We start from the raw sequence: 18,457 nt of genomic DNA on the forward strand, positions 1-18,457 counted from the left end.
GCCATGGCCAAGACCGCCTCCGCCTTCGCCGTCGGCCTCCTGTTCGGCCTCGGCCTCCTCGTCTCGGGCATGGCCGACCCGGCCAAGGTCCTCGCCTTCCTCGACGTGACCGGACGCTGGGACCCGAGCCTCGCCCTCGTCATGGCGGGCGCCGTCGCAATCTCGGCCGCCGGCTACCGCTTGGCGAGGCGGCGCGGACGGCCTTTGCTCGCGCCCAGGCTCGACGTCCCGACCCGGCGCGACCTCGACGGACGCCTGTTCGCCGGGGCCGCGATCTTCGGCCTCGGATGGGGCTTGGCCGGCCTCTGCCCCGGGCCCGCCCTCACCATCCTGACGGTGGCCCCGGCCGAGGCCGTGACCTTCGTGGCGGCGATGGTCGCCGGCATGCTGCTGTTCCGCCTGGTGCCGGCGGCGCGCCTGAAGCCGACCGCCGCGCTGGGAGCCGACGCATGATGCCCGGCCCCCTCACATCCGGCCTCGCCGCCGGCTCGGGCGGGGTCGTGGGCGTGATCCTCGGCCTCGTCGGCGGGGGCGGCTCGATCCTCGCGGTCCCACTGCTGACCTACGTGGTCGGCGTGTCCTCGCCCCACGTCGCCATCGGGACCAGCGCCCTGGCGGTCTCGGTCAGCGCGGCGGGCAACCTGGTCCCGCAATGGCGAGCCGGGAACGTGAAGTGGCGTTGCGCGGCGGCGTTCTCGCTCGCCGGGGTCCTTGGCGCGCTCGTCGGCTCGGCGGCCGCCAAGGCGGTCGACGGGAAGAGCCTGCTCGCCCTGTTCGGGGTCGTCATGCTCGTGGTCGGGGGCCTGATGCTGCGCAAGCGACGCGGCGAGGGCGACCCGGACGTGCGCCTGACCAAGGCCAGCGCGCCGGTGCTCCTGCCTTGGCTCCTCGGCATCGGCCTCGCGGTCGGCCTGTTCTCCGGCTTCTTCGGCATCGGCGGGGGATTCCTGATCGTGCCGGGCCTGATGCTGGCGACGGCGATGCCGCTGCCCATGGCCATCGGCACCTCGCTGGTCGCGGTCAGCGCCTTCGGGGCGGCGACCGCAGCGAGCTACGCCGCCTCCGGCCTGATCGACTGGCCGCTCGCCGGGCTGTTCATCCTGGGGGGCGTGCTCGGGGGCCTCGTCGGATCGAGGCTCGGCCAGCGCCTCGCCGGGCGCAAGCGCGCCCTGACCGTCACCTTCGCCGGCCTCGTCATCCTGGTCGGCCTGTACGTCGTCGCCCGCGGGGCCCTGCCGCTCCTCGGCCTGAGCGCCTGATCCCGGACAGGAGGAGATCCATGTCGAACCAGACCGCCGGAGCCCTGCGCGGGCATCCCATCGTGACCGGCTTCCACGACGAGCCGACCGGGAGCATCCAGTACGTCGTCGCGGACCCCGCGACGAAGCGCTGCGCGATCATCGACCCGGTCCTCGACTTCGACCCGAAGTCCGGCGCGACCGCGACCCGCTCCGCCGATGCCCTGCTCGCCCATATCGAGCGGGAGGGCTACGAGTTGGAGTGGATCCTCGACACGCACCCGCACGCCGACCACTTCTCGGCGGCAGGTTACCTCCACGACCGGACGGGCGTCCCGACCGCCATCGGCGAGAAGGTCATCGACGTGCAGCGGCTCTGGAAGGGGCTGTACAACCTGCCGGACACGTTCCGGACGGACGGTTCGCAGTGGTCCCGGCTCTTCGCCGACGGCGAGCGCTTCCGGATCGGCGACCTCGAAGTCGAGGTGATGTTCACGCCGGGCCACACCCTGGCCTCCATCGCCTATCGGATCGGCGACGCCGCCTTCATCCACGACACCCTGTTCATGCCCGACAGCGGCTCGGCGCGGGCCGACTTCCCCGGCGGCAACGCGCACGCGCTGTGGCGCAGCATCCGGCGCATCATGGCCCTGCCGGACGACACGCGGCTGTTCACCGGGCACGACTACCGCCCGGGCGGCCGGGCGGCGGCCTGGGAGAGCACGGTCGCCCGGCAGCGGAGCGAGAACCCGCACCTCGTCGAGACACCGACCGAGGAGGCGTTCGTGGCGATGCGCGAGGCCCGGGACCGCGAACTGCCGATGCCGAAGCTCATCCTGCACTCCCTGCAGGTGAACATCCGCGGCGGGCGCCTGCCCGAGCCCGAGGCGAACGGCCGCCGCTACCTGAAGATCCCGCTCGACTCCCTCGACGGTGCGGCGTGGGGCGATTGACGGAGGTGACCATGACCACGATCAGCGCGAAGGACCTGGTGGCGCAGGCCAACCGGGAGGTGGAGACCCTGTCGGCCGCGGAGGCGCTGGCGCGCCTGGGCCAGCCGGGCTCGGTGCTCGTCGACGTGCGCGAGGGCGAGGAGTTGGCCAAGACCGGCAGGATCGCCGGCGCCGTCCACGTGCCCCGCGGCTTCCTGGAGTTCCAGGCCGACCCCGCGAGCCCGACCCACCGGGCCGAGCTCGGCGAAGGCAAGTGCCTGGTGCTCTACTGCGGCTCCGGCAACCGTTCGGCCCTGGCAGCCAAGACCCTGAACGACATGGGCCTCGGACCGGTCGCCCATGTCGCGGGCGGCTTCCCCGCGATGGCGAAGGCCGGCGGCACCGTCGAGCCAGCCTGATCGGGACTGGCAAGCCGACAGGCCGCAGGTCACTTGCGACCGGCGGCCTCCAAGTTTGGGCGGTCGACGATCTCGACCGCGCCGCGCCGGACCTCGATCAGGCCGGCCTCGGCCCATTGCCCCAGGATGCGGCTCACGACCTCGCGCACGCTGCCGATGTCATCCGCGAGCTTCTGATGGGTTACCGAGGCCACCCCACGCGGGTCCGCCTCGGCCAGAAGCCGTTGCGCGAGGCGCTGCTTGAGCGGGGCAAACGCGACCTCGTCGATCAGCGTGAATAGGCCGGACATCAACCGCGTATAGTCATCCATGACGAAGCTGCGGAACGCGGCGCTCTCGCCCATCAGGTGTTGGAACGTGCTCACCGGCAGAGCCGCCAGTTCGGTCCGCTCCTCGGCGATGCTTTGCGCCGGAAAGTTGCCGCCGGAGAGGAGGCACTGTGTGGTCAGGGCGCAGGTGCCGCCCGGCCCGACTTTGTAGATCAGCACCTCGCGCCCGCCTTCAGACATCCGGAAGATGCGCGTACGGCCCTCCAGACACATCAGGTAGTTGGCGCACTCGCCATCGAGTTCGTAGGCGATGGCGCCCGCGTCCAGTACCGGAAAATGCACAGTTCCCCGGGCGATCTGGAGGTGCGCTGGGCTGAGCGCCTGCAGGAGCGGAAACCGGTCGATCCATCGCTCGACCTTCTGGGCATCCGTCATGGCGGCGTAGTCCCCCCGGCCATGACGACGGGCTGATCGTCCGGCTCGCGTTGCGTTTTTCTCCCGCCGCGCCGGACTTGTGTGACCTGGGTCACCGACCGGGTGCAGCGGCCCGGCATAGCATCGCATCACAAAGAACACGATAAGGGCATCCGCCATGCGCGGCGCCCACCGGGAGTGAACCGATGCACCGCCTCGCCCTGAGCTTCATGCTCGCCGTACTCGCCGCCGGCCCCGCCGCGGCCGAACAGGACCTCCTGCTCGGGGCCGACATGTCCTCGCCCGCCATGATCAAGGCCGAGATGAGCCGCGCCGACGTCGAGGCGCTGATCAAGGCCGCGGACGGCAAGCCGGTCGACCTGCACGACAAGTCCCTGTCTGGCCTCGACCTCTCCGGGCTGTACCTCCGGGGCGCAAACCTGCGGACCGCCCGCCTGAACAAGGTCAATTTGCGCGGCGCCGACCTCAGCGGCGCGAACCTCGAACAGGCATGGCTGCTGAAGGCCGACCTGTCCGGCGCCAAGCTCGTGGACACGAAAATGTTCGGCATCACCGCCCGCGACGCCAACCTCAGCGGCGCGGACCTCAGCCGGTCCATGCCCATTGGCGACTTCAAGGGCGCCAACATGAGCGGCGCCACGCTGGTCGACCTCAGGGGGGGCGCCGACATCAAGAACCAGTCCATGGGCCTGATGCGGGCCGTGTTCGTGTCGGTGAACCTCTCCGGCGCCAACCTGAAGGGTGCCAACCTCGGCCGGTCGCGGCTCGAATACGCCAACTTGAAGGATGCCAACCTCACCGACGTGGTGTTGATGGGCTCGGACCTGTCCGGGGCCAACCTGACCGGCGCGACGGTCACAGGAGCAGACTTTAAGAACGTCGACGTCAGCGGTGCCCGGCTGATCGACCTCAAGGGTCAGTCCGAGGCCAAGGACTGGGCCGAGCGCGTGAACGTAGACCGCGCCGTCACCCAGGCAACCAATTGAGCCGCCCGTAAGCCTCGACCCATCACAAGGACCCAGACAGCCCATGACCACCCGTCGCTTCCTGCTCGGCGCCCTGGCCGCCGCTCCCCTGCTGTTCGGTACCGCTGCGAATGCCGCCGAGGCCGTCTTCACCCCTGAAGCCTTTGAGGCGGCCCAGAAGGCGGGCAAGCCGATCCTCGTCCATGTCACCGCGCCCTGGTGCACCGTCTGCGCGTCGCAGAAGCCGATCCTCGCTAAGCTGGAAGCCCAACCCCGGTTCAAGGACCTGCAGGTGTTCGACGTCGATTTCGACAGCCGCAAAGACGTGCTGAAGCGGTTCGGTGTGACGACGCAGAGCACCCTGATCACCTTCAAGGGTGAGAAGGAGACGGGGCGCTCGGTCGGCGACACCCAGCCGGAGTGGATCGAGGGCGCTGTCGAGAAGGCTTTGTAGGTCGGCCATGGCCACGACGTTCGGCCTCGCGTTCCTCGCCGGCATCCTCTCGGTGATGTCGCCCTGCGTGTTGCCCTTGCTGCCGCTGGTCCTGGGCGCGGCGGCATCGGAACACAGGCTCGGCCCCGCTGCCCTGGCCGCCGGCCTCGCGGTGTCCTTCGTGGCCATCGGGCTGTTCGTAGCGACCGTAGGGTTCGCCCTCGGCCTCGACGCCGATGTCTTCCGCACCGTGGCGGCCATCATGCTGGTCCTGATCGGGCTCGTCCTGATGGTTCCGGCCGCCCAGACCCGGCTTGCTGTGGCCGCCGGCCCGGTGAGCAACTGGACCGAGAGCCGGTTCGGTGGCTTCTCGACCACCGGGCTTCTGGGACAGTTCGGCGTCGGGCTGCTGCTCGGCGCGGTCTGGAGCCCCTGCGTCGGGCCGACCCTCGGGGCCGCGTCCCTCCTCGCCTCGCAGGGGCGAGACCTGGGTTCGGTGGCAACGACGATGCTTCTGTTCGGCCTCGGCGCCGCCCTGCCACTCCTGCTCCTCGGCACGCTGTCCCGCGAGGTGCTGATACGCTGGCGCGACCGGATGATGGGGCTCGGCAAAGGGCTGAAGGTCGCCCTGGGCGCCATCCTCGTGGCCACCGGCCTGATGATCGCCACGGGCTACGACAAGGCCGCGGAGACCGTCCTGGTCAACGCTTCGCCGGCTTGGCTCACCAACCTGACGACCCGCCTGTGACCTCGATAGCGTCTGCCTCCAAAGCCCGCCCCATGCGACCCTACCGTCTTCGAACCTGCCTGCTCTACGCTGCCATCCTTCTCGGGATTGCAGGTCCGGCGCAGGCTTGGGAATTGGTCGGCACGAAGCAGCTTGAGCTACGCACTCGCGACGGTACGTCCATTCCAATCGGCACCGTGACGTTCACCCCAGGGCCGGACGCCACGCGGTTCGTCGTCACCCTCGACCGGACGAAGTTCAAGGACTTCTTCCTGTCGATGCGCGAGTTCAAATGCGTCGAGGGGCCCGAGGTCCAGTGCCACGTTCCCTATCCCTACGCGAACCCGGGAACGGTCCGGCCGGGCGATTATGCGTGGCTGGAGCACGCCCTGCTCTTCCTCTACAAGGCGCCGGCCGACTACGGAGCCAAGTTGAGCAACGGCCTCTACTACGCTCTTCAGAAAACGGAGGACGGGCTGGTTGGAAGGCCGATGGCGGTGGATCTCAACGACATCGCGGCCCCGCCTCAGGATCCCTCCGTGCCCCCGTTCGATCAGGCTGCCCGTGCGGACATTGTTCCAGGCGCCCGCTGGATCGAGGCGCTCGTCATCCGCTGAGACGAGTTCGTCGCCCCACCGGACCCAGTTAAACGCGCAGGTAGCTCCATCCTGCTTCCTGAAGGGTCACGAGACGGACCGCCCCCGCCGGAACGATGCCGACGTGGGGCAGCAATTCCAGCGAATGCCCCTCGGCCTTCTCCATGGCCTTGACGGTGTTGCCGCAGGCCGAGAGGACGATCCCCGGCACGCTCTCGCTGATGGAATGGATCCTCGCCGTGACGGGCGATGTGTCGGCCCGCAGCATGTGCAGGCCTGGGCCATAGGCGACGATCTCGACTTCCAGTTCCTCGGCCTGCTCGCTGTATTCGCGCGCGAGGTTGACCGCATTGTTGAGGGCGAGATCGAACACGCCGCCCTCGCGGGAACTGACCTGCATCGCGACCCGGTGGGTCTTCGGGCCGGTTGCCGGAGCCGCCGTGGCCCTGCTCGCTCCGAGCCCAGCCAGCAGTGCGGCCAATCCGGACACGCCCCTGCGCGACAGCATCATCTCGTCCCCTCCGTTGTCGAACGATCCTGATCCGAGACGCGCGCTCCTCTTGGAGCCGTCTCGTCAGGTCTGCAAGAATCGATAGCTGTCGCCGGCACGCTCGACATGTCCGACGCCCGAGCCCGGGAGATGAAAGCCAACGAGCGTCATCCGCTCGTTCGCCAACCGGTCCAGCAGGGTCAGGCGGGTGCAGGAAGCGAGGTCGCGGTCGAGATCGCTTCCGAACGCCCAGGCGGGACGCCGGAACGACAGAACTGCATGGCTCAGGGCATCTCCGCCGATCAGTACCTGATCCCGTCCCGCTTCGACGAGTACGGAGGCGTGGCCGGGTGTATGCCCCGGCGTCGCGACGTAAGTGAGGCCGGGGGCGATGCTCTCGCCGGGCCTGCGGCGCTCCACCTTCGCCTCAAGGCGGCGCAGGGTCCGTCGCGAGCCCACGGAGAGACCCTTCAGCCAGTCGGGCACCAGGGTCTCGACGTCGTCGCGGGTCCAAAAATCCCATTCCGCCGCCGGCACCACGTAGCGGGCATTGGGAAACCGTTCGCTGTCGTCGAAATCGTCGATCGCGCCCCAGAGATGATCGGGATGGGCGTGCGTGAACACGACCTGGGTGATCGCCTCGCGCGAAATGTTCCGGCTCTCCAATGTCTCTCCGAGCTTGCCCGCCGTCGGCTGGAAGGAGTTGCCCGAGCCGGCATCGATCAGGATGATCTCAGAGCCGATCCGCACGAGGCTCGCGTTCGTCGGGATCGGCGCGGCCTCCGCGCGCTGGCCCTCGGCCCTGAAGACGGCCTGCATCTCGTCGCGCGGCGTATCGGGCAGCATGAAGGCGAGGGAGGAGGACAGCGTGCCGTCGCTCGCCGTCTCCACGGAGGCGCCGCCGACCGTCAACGCCGCCGCCGGGTTGGCGGACGCGCGGCCGGTCGGCCACGCGCCCGCGAGACCCGCCGCGAGCCCCGCCATGAAGAGACGCCTGTCGCAGCGCGATCCGGGGACGGCGGCGCCAGTCGTCATTGGACTGGCGGCGCCTTCTTCGCGGAGTCGGGGGCCTTGTCGGGCGTCACGTCGAGGATGCGCGCATGGCTCGTAATCGTCGCCTCTTTGGGCAGGCAGTTCGTCATGCAGGGCTTGGCCGTCCAGAACTCCTTCTCCGCCGTCTGGCGGTCGTCCATGAAGAAGTTCTTCTCGTTCGGCAGGCGGATGCTGGCGAGGTTCTTCTCGTTCACCTCGAAATCCTGATCCTTCAGGATGTCGTTGAGATAGAGGAGATAGGCCGTGACCGAGTAGGTCTCATCCGGCGTCAGGGTCTGGGCCGCGCCGAACGGCATCGCCCGGTGCACGAAGTCGAAGACCGTCGAGACATAGGGCCAGTAGGACCCGATGGTCTTGACCGGGTTTTCCGACTTCAAGGTCCCGGATCCGCCCGCGAGTTCCGGCCACCGGCCCGCGCCTTCGCCGAACTCGCCGTGGCAGCTGGCGCAGCGCTCCTGGAAGATGGTCTCGCCCAGCGCCGCCGTGCCCTTGCCGACCGGAAGCCCCTGGCCGTCCGGCCGCACGTCGATGTCCCAGCCCTTGATTTCCTCGGGCGTTGCCGCGCGGCCGATGTTTAGGCGCTCGGCCGCCACCGGCGTCGCGGCCAGGAGGGCGGCTGCGAGCGCGGCCGGAATGAGGTTACGCGACCTCGACATTCTCGATCTCCCCGCTGGGCAGCACGTGCCAGGTCTGAATGCCGTTGTTGTGGTAGATCGAGTTCAGGCCGCGATGCTGGCGCAAAGCCGCCTTGGTCGGCTGCACATAGCCGGTCTCGTCCCTGGCGCGGGACTGGAGCAGCAGCGGCTCACCGTTCCAGTCGAACTCGTAATAAAAGCGCGTCAGCGCCTTATCGAGGACCGGACCGTCGAGGCGGGCGGCGCGCCAGTTGCGGCCGCCATCGAGGGAGACGTCCACGCCCTTGATCGCCCCGCGTCCCGACCAAGCGAGGCCCGAGAGCACGGTGAAGCCCTTGCCGTGGATCGGCGCCTGCGGGCTTGGATTGGTGATCACGGACTTCGCGTCCATGGCCCAGGTGAAGCGCCGCGCCTGTCCGTCCGGCATGAGGGCCGTGTACTTCGAGGTCTCCTCGCGGGTGTGCCAGGGCTCGTCGCCGACCTTGATCCGGCGCAGCCACTTCACCCACATATTGCCCTGCCAGCCGGGCAGGACGAGGCGCAGCGGGTAGCCGTGCTCGGGATAGAGCGCCTCGCCGTTCATGGCGTAGGCGACGATGGCGTCGTCGAGCGCCTTCTCGATCGGCACCGAGCGGGTCATCGCCGCGGCGTCCGCCCCCTCCGGCAGCAGCCACTTGGCGTTCGTCTTGAGACCCGCCTCTTCGAGGAGGCGCTTGAGCGGCACGCCCGTGTACATGACGCAGTGGATCATGCCGTGGGTGAACTGGCAGCCGTTGAGCTGCGCGCCCTTCCACTCCATGCCGGAATTGGCCGCGCATTCGAGGAAGGCGATCCGGTTGACGCGGGGGAAGCGCTTGATGTCCTCCAGCGTCAGCATCAGCGGCTTCTCAACGAGGCCGTGGATCATCAACCGGTGCTCGGCCGGGTCGATCTCGGCGATGCCGCCATGGTGGCGCTCGAAGCCGAGACCGTTGGGGGTGATGATCCCCTCAAGCTGGTGCAGCGGCGTGAAGCTCACCGAGCTCTGGCGAGAGGCGGTCAGCCATTCAACGTCGCGGCGGATCACGTCCGCCTCGAACTTCGAGGGGCGGCCATAGGGCCGGCTCACGACACCGTCACCGAGGGATTGCGACCATTCCGGCACGTTCGGCGGCAGGTTCTTGGCCTCCGGCGCGGCGGCGGCCGCACGGCCCGCGAAAGCGCCGGTTCCCACCCCGGCGCCGACCGCTCCGCCCAAGGCGAGGCCGGTGCGCAGGAAGGATCGGCGGGAGGTCGGCCCGGACGGATCGGGGCGCGGCTTCGGTTCAGACATCGGTCTCTCCGAACTGTTTCAAGTATGGCAATGTGTGAATATCTTGAAGACGACTAGGCGCCACGGACGGTGACCTGCGCGGGCGTCGGGTTCACCGTCTTCTTGGCCTTGATGTGCGAGGCGACGACGTCCCAGATCGGCGGACCCTCGGTCCCCTCGTTGACGCTCGCCCAGCCCGCCACGGTGTAGCTGCTGCCGGCCTCGATGGGTTTGCCGGTGCGCAGCAGGGTCAGGTCGGAGATGCGGCTTCCGGCCGGGCGGGCGACATCGATGGCGTAGGACACGCCCCCCACCCGCACCATGTCGCCCCCCTGCTGGTAGTAGGGATCGGCGTTGAACAGGTTGTCGGCCACGTCCTCCAGCACCTCCTTCAGCCGGGCGCCGGTCATGGGCATCCGGTAGGCCGCCGGGTAGGTGATGGCGGTGGCGTTGTAGACGTCCTCGTGGGTGATCGCTTGCCCGGGCAGGAGGGTCGTGCCCCAGCGGAAGCCGGGCGAGAGGGCGATGTCGGCCTCGCGCTCGGACAGGAGCGCGTCGCAGATCAGGTCGTCGAGGGTGCCGTTGAAGTTGCCGCGCCGGTAGAGCAGGGCCTCGGTCCGCCCAAGTTCCTGGCTCAGCATCGCCTCGTGGGGCGCGCGGATCGCCTGGATCTTGGCCGCCATCGCCTTCTGCGGGGCGATGACATCGGAGAAGATCGGGATGAGCTTCGAGCGGTAGCCCTTCACGGCGCCGTCCCGCACGTCGAGGTCGACGCGGGTGAGGAACTTGCCGTGGCTGCCCGAGGCGATGAGCAGGGTGTTGCCGACCTTTACCGCCTGCGGCAGCGCATCGTGCGTGTGACCGGTCAGGACGACGTCGATTCCCTTCACCCGCGAGGCGAGCTTGCGGTCGACGTCGAACCCGTTGTGAGAGAGCAGCACGACGAGGTCGGCGCCCTCTTTCCGGGCGTTGTCGACGCTCGCCTGCACATCCTCCTCGCGGATGCCGAAGGACCAGTTCGGGATCATCCAGCGCGGGTTGGCGATGGGCGTGTAGGGGAAGGCCTGCCCGATCACCGCGACCTTCGCGCCGCCGCGCTCGAACATCTTCGTGGACTCGAAGGCTGGCTCGTTCCACTCCGCGTCGCGGACGTTCTGGCCGAGGAACGGGCAGCCGAGCCCGTCCACGATCTCCTTCACCCGCTCGGTGCCGAGGGTGAACTCCCAGTGGCCGGTCATGGCGTCGGGCTTCAGCAGCGCCATGCAGTCGACCATGTCCTGGCCCTTGCTCACCATCGAGGTGTAGCTGTTCTGCCAAGTGTCGCCGCCGTCGAGGAACAGCACCTTGTCGCCGCGCTCGGCGCGGATCGCGTCGAGCACCGTGGCGATCCGGTCGAGGCCGCCCATCCGGCCGTAGCTGCGGGCGAGCGCGACGTAGTCCTCCGGCGTCAGCGCATAGGCCAGCGGCGAGCCGCCGGGGATGCCGTAGAGGTCGAGGTAGGCGCGTCCGGTGACGTGGGGGACCTGACCGCGCGCCTCGCCCACCCCGAGATTGGTCGAGGGCTCGCGGAACAGCACGGGCCGCAACTGCGCGTGGATGTCGGTCAGGTGGACCAGGGTGACGTTGCCCATCGGCTCGAAGGCCAGGAGGTCGTACTGGGTCAGGCGCTGCTGGGCGAAGGCGCGGATCCAGCCCGTCGGCACCAGGGCCGCGGTGGCGGCGGCGATCTGCAGGAAGTCGCGGCGTGAGGTCATGGGACGATCCGACCCTCAGTTGCGCACGGCGGGCGTCTCGACCGGAAGGCCGAGGCCGCGCCACGCGACGTAGGTCTCCAGGGCGAGGAACTCGTCGGAGAGCGGCTTGAACGGCGTGGCCCGGACGTCCTGCATGCAGCCCTCCATGCGCTCGTGCAGCGGCACCAGCCGCTGGTCACGTAGGCGGTAGACGGGGAAGCCGTTGCTCTGCCCCTGGCTGAGGAAATCGGCCCGGAGATACTTGCCGTGGTTCTTTTCGTGGCAGCTCGCGCAGGCGAGATCGAGCTGGCCGTTCCGCTGGTAGTACAGCGATTTGCCGCGCTCGAACCAGGGCGTCATCGGCCCGTCCACCTTCACGGCGACCGGCATCCCCCGGGACTGGTTGCGGATGTAGGTGGTCATGGCCGTGAGTTCGGGCGAGCCGAAGACGAAAGGCTCGGCCTTCAGGGCGCCGCTGCGGCAGATGTTGATCCGCTGCTCCAGATTGATTGGCTTCCCGAGCTTCTCGTTCCACTTCGGATAGGCAGCCGCGACGCCCTTCATCGAGGTCGAGGCCTCGTTGTGGCAGCTCGCGCAGGACTTGCCGGCCGTGCCATCGACCTTCGACCAGAGTTCCTCGCCCTGCTCGACGGCGAGGAAGCCCGGATTGTTGAAGTCGTCGGCCTGCATCTCCTGCGTTTCCTTGGAACGGAAATACAGGCCCGAGACGACTTCCTCGAACGGAGAATTCGGGTTCTGGGGCTTCATGCCGTGCGCCTGCCACGCCGGGCGCTCGGACGGCTCCTTCGCGGCGGGCGCCGACGGCATGTCCTGCGCGTGCGGCGCGACGGCCAACGCGACGAGCGCGAGCGCTGTAAAGGCGAGAGTTGGGCGGACCATGGTGAGGGCTCCGGCGCGGCGGGGGGAGGCGCTCCGGGGCGAACGGCCCCGGGCGCGCGTCAGGCGACCTTGATCTGCTCGGTGGCCTGGATCTTCGACCCGTCGTCATCGACCCAGGTAAAAGTCAGCGCTCCGGATTCTTCGGGCTTGATCTTGAACTGGAAGTAGGGATTGGCGGAGACTGCGCTCTCGATATCGGCGCTGAAGATCGTCTTGCCGTTCAGGTCACAGGTGAACTTGTTCAGGATCTTGCGCGGGATCGTCTTCCCGTCCTTGTCCTTGCGCTGGCCGGACTCCATCGTGTGGGAGACGAGCGTCTTCACCTCGATGATGCCGCCCTTGGCGACCTCCTTCTTGTCCAGTTTGATCCGCGGCTTCACGTCGGCCATGTGGTCCTCCCGTCCTCGTTCGATGCTGTCGCGTATGGGTTAGCCGCCGCAGCCGCCGATGGTGACCTTCACCTGGCGGACGTCGCTGAACACCGAGCCGTCGTTCATGCGGGCGACCGCGATGACGTTCTGGGTCTCTGCGAGACGGATCCGGGTGTTCGCCTCCGCGACGCTCGACGGCGTGAAGTGGAAGCTGATGACGCCGGGGTTCGGATTGCCCTCGGCGACGATCATCACCTCCTCGACGTAGCTTTCCGCCGTCATCGGCCCGTCGACGCTCACCGTCATCGGCACCGTGTTGCCGTTCTCGGCGATCTCGGGGAGTTCGAGCTTGACCCTGCCCTTCACCGGCTCCTTGCCGCGGGTGAAGGCCTTGATGGCCTCATCGGTCGCGGGCTTCGCCGCCAGGGCCGGGCCGGCGCGGAAAGCGAAGGCGGTGGCCACCATGGCGCCGGTGCCGAAGGCCAGGGCTTGGCGGCGGCTCATTGCGGGGATCTTGGCAGAGGTCATGGCAAGCGGCTCCTTCAGCCCGCGAGATCACTTCAAGGTCGTGAGGTAGGCGACGACGTCCTCGACCTGCTGCGCGGTCAGGATCGGCTTGCCCTGGAATTCGGCGCGCACGCGGTTGAGGCCGTCGATCCGGTAGAAGGCCGGCATCACGGTCGCCTCGGTGAAGACGTGCTTCGGGTTGACGACGATCATCCGCAGGTGGGCCGCGTCCCACCGGCCCGCGACGCCATCGAGGGAGGGCCCGACCTCGCCGTGGAAAGATTCGCCCTTGAGCGACGAGACCTGATGGCAGCCGAGGCAATTGCCCTGGCGCCGGTTCACGACGACCTTCGCGCCGGCCGCCGCATCCCCCGGCTTGTCGGTGAGCGGCTCGGGGATTGAGTCGCTGCCATCGATGGCGACGATCTTGAACGGGGCGAGCCCGGTGGAAGCCGTCTCGGCTCCGGCGGCGGTCGCGAGGACGCAAAGTCCCGCGAGCGCAAAGGCTGTGATCGGCCTGCGCATCTGGCGTTTCCTCGGTGCGCCGTCTTTGCGGCGAGTGCGGTCGTCTCGAACCGCTCGCTCTGCCGGCGGGCAAACCCATCGACATATGCGAATTATTGCAAGTTTGACGTGGATCGCTCTCAAGTCAAGCTGGAATTGCGAGGCCGCTGACTATCGCGGCGGGACTGTCAGCCCCGCTGCGCCGCCTCCGGCGAGCGGAGGTAATCCTGCAGGGTCGTCCGCTCGTCGGCACGCTCGGCCACGAAGGCGAAAGTCCGGCGGAACTCCTCCGGCGGCACGTAGCCCCGCACTCGCAGGACCTCGCGCTGCTGGGGCGTCTTGCCCGCGAGTGCCGTCTCCTCCACCGGAAAGAACTGAATGGTCGGCGTGGACCGGATGCCGTACTTCTCCGCGAAAGCCTTCTCGGGAAGGATCTGACCGTCGAAATCGGTGACCTCCCGCGAACCGATGAAATTCAGTTGCAGGATCTCGAAACGCTCGCGGATGAAGGCGCTCGTCGCCGGATCTGCGAAGTTCACGAGGTGGATCTGTTTGCAGAAGGGACAGCCCTTCAGCTCCCACAGGATGGCGAGGCGCTTGCCGTGCTCCCGCGCGGACTTCAGATCGTCGGGGAGATCGAGGAAGCTTTCGAGGAACCAGGGCTCCCGGTAGAGGCCGTCATCGCCCTGGATCGCTTGGGCCATGGCCCTGGAGGGCAGGCCGAGCGCGAGGGCACCCGCCAGGAACCGGCGCCGGGTCGACATGGCGTCCCCTCCAAATATTCTAGTTTCTGCATGTGTAGAGCGATTGTCCTGCCCCTGGCAATCTAGTCCTCCTGACATCCGGCTGCCATTGAAGCCGCGCGGACGACGGCGGCTCCGCGCCGAGGGCGATCACGATCCCGGCGGCTGCGCCGATGCCCCTCGAACACATTCGTCTTTTGCTATATAAGGATCAGTGGTCCTGGGCTTGGGAAGACCGATGCGGGGAACGAGGCGAGCCGTCATGGCGGGGGCGTGGGGGTTCGCCCTATGGCCCGGCATCGTTGAGGCCGCCGAGCTGATCAAGTTCGAGCGGCGCGGCTGCCCGTGGTGCAAGGCCTGGGACAAGGAGATCGGGCCGATCTACCCGAAGACGGATATCGGGAAGCGGGCGCCGTTGCGCCGTGTCGATCTCGACGCAGGCCTCCCTCCCGGACTCACGCTCAAGCGCCCGATCCGCTACACACCGACATTCGTCCTCGTCGAAGACGGGTCCGAGCTCGACCGGATCGAGGGCTATCCGGGTGAGGATTTCTTCTGGGGACGGGCCGAGCGGTTGCTCGAACGGCTCCCCGGATCCCCGTAACGGGCTTCGGGCGGCGAGGAAAAGGGTGGGATGATGCCGTTGCAACAGGCGCAACCGGTGACGAGCGTCGAGGCCCCGGGCAGCCTCGACCTGGATCTGTTGCTGGCCAATGCCCGCGATGCCAGCGAACTGCTCAAAGCCCTCGGGCACGAGGCGCGCCTCGTCATCCTCTGTCTGCTGGTCGAGGGCGAGCGCTCGGTCTCGGAACTGGAGCAATTGCTGAATCTGCGGCAACCGGCCGTGTCCCAGCAACTGGCTCGGTTACGGGCCGACGATCTCGTCGAGGCCCGCCGTGACGGCAAGAACATCTATTATGCGCTGGCCCGGCCCGAGGTTCGCGAGATCATCGCCGCCCTGCACCGCGCATTCTGCAACGGACGGACACCGTAACCGGCGAAACCCTCAAGTGTGCCGGTCCACGAGGTAGTAGAGCCCCGCGCGAGCCCCGACGAGGATCGCGCCGAGGGCGAGAATCGAGCCGACCGACAGCGTCGAAAGCCCGCTCAATCCCTGGCCGATGGTGCAGCCCAGCGCCGTGACGCCGCCGGTGCCCATCAGGAAGGCGCCGAGCAGGTGGCGCTTCACCTCGCGGGCATCATCGGGCGCCTCCCAGTGAAATTCACCCGCAGCGCGCGCCGCCGCGAAGGACCCGAGCACGACGCCGAGGACCGAGGCCACGCCGAAATCGATCCGCGTGCCGCTCGCGAGCATGGCATAGAGGAGGGTATCGCCGACCGGCCGTGCGAAGCTGAAGGAGCCGACCGCCCGGGTTTCGAACTCGTCGAAACCCGCGCTCCCGTTCGTCCACCACCCGGCGACGATGACGAGCCCGATGGCGATGGCGCCGATGAGGAGCCGCTGAGTCCGACGGAAGTCTTTGCCCGTCAGCGCCACGAGGCAGAAGCCGATGCCTGCAATGACGCTGAAGGCCACGCGGCCGGTCTGATCCAGCTTCAACAAGGCCCCGAGCCGCTGGCTACCGAGATCGAGGCTGAGCGGTGCGGTGAGCGTCACGCGCAGAAAGGCTGTCACGCCGCTGATCGCCATGTAGGCCGAGAGGCCGAGCACGAGGAGGACGAGGAGGGCGCGCAGATCTCCCCCGCCGAGCCGCAGCAACGCGCCGAAGCTGCAGGTGCCGACGAGCGCCATGCCGAAGCCGAACATCGTTCCGCCGAGGATCATCGCGCCCCATTCGAAGCGCGGCCCCGCATAGATCGACCGGGCGAGGTCGAGACCGAATTCGGATTCCAAAAGCTGCGTGCCCACCACGGCGATGCCGGTGGCCAGCAACCATGCCCGGGCGCGGCGCGTGTCGCGCGCATAGACGGCATCTTCGATGGCGCCCAACGTGCAGAACCGCCCCCGGCGCGCGACCATCCCGAGCACGGCACCCAGCACGAGGCCGAGGGCCGCCCGGAGGAGATGCGCAGGCAGGAGGTCCATCATCGGCTCAGGTACGCCCAATACCGATGAGCCCTGTCAAACGCCCAATTCCGCTCCGCCTTTCAGTTTGACCGGAATGGTCAGGTAACGAACGCCGTTCGCCTCGGCCGGGGGGAACTTGCCGGCGCGGATATTGACCTGGATCGACGGCAGCAGAAGGCGCGGCGCAGCCAGCGTCGCGTCCCGGGCGGTGCGCATGGCGGTGAACTCCTCCTCGCTCACGCCCTCCTTCACATGAACGTTGCGCTCGCGCTGCTCGCCGACCGTGGTCTCCCAGGCGTACACGTCGCGGCCCGGCGCCTTGTAGTCGTGGCAGAGGTGAAGCACCGTCGCCGGAGGCAGGGCCAGCAACTTGCGGATCGAGCGATAGAGGGTGCGCACGTCGCCGCCGGGGAAGTCGGCCCGCGCGGTACCGAAATCGGGCATGAACAGCGTATCGCCGACGAAGACGTGGCCGCCGATGCGGTAGCAGATGTCAGCCGGCGTATGGCCTGGCGTGTACAGCACCTCGACGGCGAGATTGCCGATGGCAAACGTCTCGCCGTCCACGAAGAGGTGGTCGAAATCGCTGCCGTCGGTCTTTAGGTCGGTGGCGTTGAAGACCGGGCGGAAGATCTTCTGGACCTCCTTGATGTGCTCGCCGATGCCGATCTTCGTGCCGGTCTTGGCCTTCACGTAGGGCGAGCCGGAGAGGTGGTCGGCGTGCGCGTGGGTTTCCAGCGTCCAGACCACCGTGTAGCCCGCCTCGTCGGCGGCCGTCAGCATCGCCTCAACGGAGCGAGTGTCGACGCTGCCGCCGTTGTGATCGTAGTCGAGCACCGGATCGATGAAGGCCGCCTGCTTCGTCTCGGGATCGGCCACGATGTAGCTCACCGTGTTGGTGGGCTCGTCGAAGAAGGCTTGGATGACGGGTTCGGGGCCACGGGCTTCGGTCATTGCTTGTCTCCTGTCGGTCGTCCTTGGACGGGTGGGGTCACGCGCCGGGAAGCCGGCGTCGGCAGGTGTTGATCCCTAGGATCGTGTAGGCTGGGCAGAACCCGACGAGGGCGGTCAACGCCATCACGGCGCCGATGCCGACGGCGGCAAGGGCCCAGACTCCGGCGAGCATCGTGTAGCCCAGGCCTGCGATCAGAAGGCCGACGACGAGGCGCAGGATGCGATCGATGCTACCGACATTGGGGGTCATGGCGGTTTTCCTGAAAGGTGCCGTCCGGTGGTCATCGAAGCGGGTGCGGCACCGGGCGCCCGCCTCGGCGACGGTCAAGGCGTCGCGGCGAAAGCGCCGGCGTTGCGGTAGAGCATGTAGCCGGCGACACCGAAGATGACGGTGGCGAATACCGTGTCGAGCGCGCCCTTGTAGCCAGAGAGCCGGTTGGCCAGCCGCATACCCAAGAAACCGCCGACGAGGCCGCCGGCGATGAATTCCCCGGCGACGGCCCAATCGACCATTCCGGACAGGGCGTAATTCGTTGCTGTGGCGAGGCCGAAGGCACCAACGGCGAGCAGCGAGGTGCCGACCGCAGTGATCAGCGGCATGCCGGTGGCGAAGACGAGGCCCGGCACGATCAGGAACCCGCCGCCGATCCCGAAGAAGCCCGACAGGACCCCGACCGCGAAGGCGACGGCCACGACCTTCCAACTCGGTACCGGACCGCATCCGACAGGCTCCGAGGTTCCACTCTGAACCTTGCGACCCCGCAGCATGTGGATGCCCACGACGACCATCAGCATCGCGAAGAGGAAGAGCAGGCGCTGGCCGTCGACCGCCTTGCCGAACGTCGAGCCGACGAGGGCGCCAAGGATGCCGACTCCGGCGAACACGACGGCGCAGCGCCAACGCACGTTGCCGGACCTGGCGTGCCCGACGAGGGTCAGGAACGCGTTGGCCGCGACCGCCAGAGCGCCGGTTCCAATGGCGAGGTGCGGCTGGGCCATGCCGACCACGTACAGCAGAAGCGGCGTCGCCAGGATCGAGCCGCCGCCGCCGATGAGTCCGAGCGTGAAGCCGACCCCTGAGCCGGACAAGATGGCGGGAAGCGCATTCATCGGCGGTGACCTCCGCGTCCAGGGGCCTTGTCGACGACCGGTCGAGCCGGTCGGCGGCCGGCAAGCCCCGATCCCGACTGTCATTCATTTAATAAAAAACAAAATGAAAGGATCGTCGCTTTC

General features: G+C 68.1%; 25 protein-coding genes. 10 read left to right on the forward strand and 15 right to left on the reverse strand.

What is annotated here, in order from left to right:
• The first annotated feature begins 3 nt into the window (after positions 1 to 3).
• The 4 genes from ME121_RS00240 to ME121_RS00255 are packed head-to-tail and all read left to right on the forward strand — an operon-like array spanning position 4 to position 2,589.
• The gene (locus ME121_RS00240) at positions 4 to 453 is read left to right on the forward strand and encodes a DUF6691 family protein (RefSeq protein ID WP_059407805.1); all 450 of its coding nucleotides are present in this window, start codon (positions 4 to 6) and stop codon (positions 451 to 453) included.
• Entirely contained in the window at positions 450 to 1,259 is an 810-nt protein-coding gene (locus ME121_RS00245) for a sulfite exporter TauE/SafE family protein (protein ID WP_185156781.1), read from the forward strand. Before ME121_RS00240 ends, ME121_RS00245 begins: the two co-directional genes overlap by 4 nt.
• A 20-nt stretch (positions 1,260 to 1,279) precedes the next feature.
• A complete protein-coding gene (locus ME121_RS00250; protein ID WP_059407807.1) occupies positions 1,280 to 2,191 on the forward strand; it encodes an MBL fold metallo-hydrolase in 912 nt (303 codons plus the stop codon).
• A gap of 11 nt (positions 2,192 to 2,202) precedes the next feature.
• Entirely contained in the window at positions 2,203 to 2,589 is a 387-nt protein-coding gene (locus ME121_RS00255) for a rhodanese-like domain-containing protein (protein WP_059407809.1), read from the forward strand.
• A 29-nt stretch (positions 2,590 to 2,618) separates the two neighbouring features.
• Here the strand turns inward: ME121_RS00255 and ME121_RS00260 are convergent, their stop codons facing one another.
• The gene (locus ME121_RS00260) at positions 2,619 to 3,293 is read right to left on the reverse strand and encodes a Crp/Fnr family transcriptional regulator (RefSeq protein WP_059407811.1); all 675 of its coding nucleotides are present in this window, start codon (positions 3,291 to 3,293) and stop codon (positions 2,619 to 2,621) included.
• Positions 3,294 to 3,478: 185 nt separating this feature from the next.
• Between ME121_RS00260 and ME121_RS00265 the strand changes: the two genes are divergently transcribed.
• The 4 genes from ME121_RS00265 to ME121_RS00280 all read left to right on the forward strand — a co-directional run bounded on the left by ME121_RS00265 (position 3,479) and on the right by ME121_RS00280 (position 6,035).
• Positions 3,479 to 4,279: a pentapeptide repeat-containing protein gene (locus ME121_RS00265; protein WP_059407813.1), complete on the forward strand. Its 801-nt coding sequence runs from the start codon at positions 3,479 to 3,481 to the stop codon at positions 4,277 to 4,279.
• A gap of 43 nt (positions 4,280 to 4,322) precedes the next feature.
• Entirely contained in the window at positions 4,323 to 4,712 is a 390-nt protein-coding gene (locus ME121_RS00270; protein WP_059407815.1) for a thioredoxin family protein, read from the forward strand.
• Between the two features lie 7 nt (positions 4,713 to 4,719).
• Positions 4,720 to 5,439, forward strand: coding sequence for a cytochrome c biogenesis CcdA family protein (locus tag ME121_RS00275; protein ID WP_059407818.1), 720 nt, complete (start codon positions 4,720 to 4,722; stop codon positions 5,437 to 5,439).
• Positions 5,440 to 5,615: 176 nt separating this feature from the next.
• The gene (locus ME121_RS00280; protein ID WP_244507391.1) at positions 5,616 to 6,035 is read left to right on the forward strand and encodes a hypothetical protein; all 420 of its coding nucleotides are present in this window, start codon (positions 5,616 to 5,618) and stop codon (positions 6,033 to 6,035) included.
• 28 nt (positions 6,036 to 6,063) lie between these two features.
• Here ME121_RS00280 and ME121_RS00285 read toward each other — a convergent pair whose 3' ends face one another.
• The 10 genes from ME121_RS00285 to ME121_RS00330 all read right to left on the reverse strand — a co-directional run bounded on the left by ME121_RS00285 (position 6,064) and on the right by ME121_RS00330 (position 14,262).
• A complete protein-coding gene (locus tag ME121_RS00285; protein WP_059407826.1) occupies positions 6,064 to 6,525 on the reverse strand; it encodes a DsrE family protein in 462 nt (153 codons plus the stop codon).
• 63 nt (positions 6,526 to 6,588) lie between these two features.
• Positions 6,589 to 7,488, reverse strand: coding sequence for an MBL fold metallo-hydrolase (locus ME121_RS00290; RefSeq protein ID WP_244612612.1), 900 nt, complete (start codon positions 7,486 to 7,488; stop codon positions 6,589 to 6,591).
• Positions 7,489 to 7,535: 47 nt separating this feature from the next.
• Complete coding sequence (locus ME121_RS00295; protein ID WP_059407830.1) at positions 7,536 to 8,213, reverse strand: c-type cytochrome; 678 nt, start codon at positions 8,211 to 8,213, stop codon at positions 7,536 to 7,538.
• Positions 8,197 to 9,504 (reverse strand): sulfite dehydrogenase, encoded by a 1,308-nt coding sequence (soxC, locus tag ME121_RS00300; RefSeq protein ID WP_059407832.1) that lies wholly within the window; start codon positions 9,502 to 9,504, stop codon positions 8,197 to 8,199. Before soxC ends, ME121_RS00295 begins: the two co-directional genes overlap by 17 nt.
• Before the next feature lie 53 nt (positions 9,505 to 9,557).
• Complete coding sequence (gene soxB / locus ME121_RS00305) at positions 9,558 to 11,237, reverse strand: thiosulfohydrolase SoxB (RefSeq protein ID WP_059407833.1); 1,680 nt, start codon at positions 11,235 to 11,237, stop codon at positions 9,558 to 9,560.
• Between the two features lie 15 nt (positions 11,238 to 11,252).
• Positions 11,253 to 12,116 carry a sulfur oxidation c-type cytochrome SoxA gene (soxA, locus tag ME121_RS00310; RefSeq protein ID WP_059407835.1) on the reverse strand — a complete coding sequence of 288 codons (864 nt, stop codon included), beginning with the start codon at positions 12,114 to 12,116 and terminating at the stop codon, positions 11,253 to 11,255.
• Positions 12,117 to 12,175: 59 nt separating this feature from the next.
• Complete coding sequence (gene soxZ, locus ME121_RS00315; RefSeq protein WP_010682137.1) at positions 12,176 to 12,505, reverse strand: thiosulfate oxidation carrier complex protein SoxZ; 330 nt, start codon at positions 12,503 to 12,505, stop codon at positions 12,176 to 12,178.
• 39 nt (positions 12,506 to 12,544) lie between these two features.
• Entirely contained in the window at positions 12,545 to 13,015 is a 471-nt protein-coding gene (soxY, locus tag ME121_RS00320; protein ID WP_059407837.1) for a thiosulfate oxidation carrier protein SoxY, read from the reverse strand.
• Positions 13,016 to 13,042: 27 nt separating this feature from the next.
• Positions 13,043 to 13,519: a sulfur oxidation c-type cytochrome SoxX gene (gene soxX, locus ME121_RS00325; protein WP_059407839.1), complete on the reverse strand. Its 477-nt coding sequence runs from the start codon at positions 13,517 to 13,519 to the stop codon at positions 13,043 to 13,045.
• Positions 13,520 to 13,686: 167 nt separating this feature from the next.
• Positions 13,687 to 14,262 (reverse strand): thioredoxin family protein, encoded by a 576-nt coding sequence (locus tag ME121_RS00330; protein ID WP_059407841.1) that lies wholly within the window; start codon positions 14,260 to 14,262, stop codon positions 13,687 to 13,689.
• A 241-nt stretch (positions 14,263 to 14,503) separates the two neighbouring features.
• Here ME121_RS00330 and ME121_RS00335 point away from each other — a divergent pair, with 241 nt between their 5' ends.
• Both ME121_RS00335 and ME121_RS00340 read left to right on the forward strand, forming a co-directional pair.
• A complete protein-coding gene (locus ME121_RS00335) occupies positions 14,504 to 14,845 on the forward strand; it encodes a thioredoxin domain-containing protein (RefSeq protein WP_185156780.1) in 342 nt (113 codons plus the stop codon).
• Positions 14,846 to 14,878: 33 nt separating this feature from the next.
• Positions 14,879 to 15,235 (forward strand): ArsR/SmtB family transcription factor, encoded by a 357-nt coding sequence (locus ME121_RS00340; RefSeq protein WP_043379005.1) that lies wholly within the window; start codon positions 14,879 to 14,881, stop codon positions 15,233 to 15,235.
• Between the two features lie 12 nt (positions 15,236 to 15,247).
• On the opposite strand, the gene ME121_RS00345 is transcribed toward ME121_RS00340, so the two are convergent.
• From ME121_RS00345 to ME121_RS00360, 4 genes are all read right to left on the reverse strand, one after another.
• Positions 15,248 to 16,291 carry a YeeE/YedE family protein gene (locus tag ME121_RS00345; protein WP_059407843.1) on the reverse strand — a complete coding sequence of 348 codons (1,044 nt, stop codon included), beginning with the start codon at positions 16,289 to 16,291 and terminating at the stop codon, positions 15,248 to 15,250.
• A gap of 33 nt (positions 16,292 to 16,324) precedes the next feature.
• Positions 16,325 to 17,224, reverse strand: a complete 900-nt coding sequence (locus ME121_RS00350; protein ID WP_059407845.1) for an MBL fold metallo-hydrolase — start codon at positions 17,222 to 17,224, stop codon at positions 16,325 to 16,327.
• Between the two features lie 37 nt (positions 17,225 to 17,261).
• Complete coding sequence (locus ME121_RS00355) at positions 17,262 to 17,474, reverse strand: YgaP family membrane protein (protein ID WP_059407847.1); 213 nt, start codon at positions 17,472 to 17,474, stop codon at positions 17,262 to 17,264.
• A gap of 74 nt (positions 17,475 to 17,548) precedes the next feature.
• Positions 17,549 to 18,334 carry a sulfite exporter TauE/SafE family protein gene (locus ME121_RS00360; RefSeq protein ID WP_059407852.1) on the reverse strand — a complete coding sequence of 262 codons (786 nt, stop codon included), beginning with the start codon at positions 18,332 to 18,334 and terminating at the stop codon, positions 17,549 to 17,551.
• Positions 18,335 to 18,457: the final 123 nt, after the last annotated feature.

The sequence above is a fragment of the Methylobacterium sp. ME121 genome (assembly GCF_000974725.1).
In the GTDB taxonomy this organism is placed as follows: Bacteria; Pseudomonadota; Alphaproteobacteria; order Rhizobiales; family Beijerinckiaceae; genus Methylobacterium; species Methylobacterium radiotolerans.